The following is a 317-nucleotide window of genomic DNA, read 5'->3' on the forward strand; positions in this document are numbered from 1 at the left end:
TGGTGCAATCCGGCGGCGCCAACCTGCCGGACCAGCCCAACATTTTTCCCGACGACGGGCAGTTCGGCTCGATCTTTTACAACCAGATCCGGATGTCGAGCGAGGGTATCGCGCAGATCGCAATCGTCCACGGCCCCTCGACCGCCGGCGGCGCTTACATGCCGGCGCTCTGCGACGACACCGTCATCATCCGCAATCAGGGCGCCATGTTCCTGGGCGGACCGCAACTGGTATTTGCCGCGACCAAGGAAGAGGTCGGCGTCGAAGCCCTCGGCGGAGGTGAAATGCATAGCCGCGTTAGCGGCGTCACCGACCAT

General features: G+C 63.7%; 1 protein-coding gene. It reads left to right on the forward strand.

The window, feature by feature from the left end:
• A partial coding sequence (locus tag G8O24_RS43200; RefSeq protein ID WP_283815675.1) for a carboxyl transferase domain-containing protein occupies nucleotides 1–317 on the forward strand: 317 nt, incomplete at both ends.

Source organism: Bradyrhizobium campsiandrae, assembly GCF_014529705.1.
GTDB lineage: Bacteria > Pseudomonadota > Alphaproteobacteria > Rhizobiales > Xanthobacteraceae > Bradyrhizobium > Bradyrhizobium campsiandrae.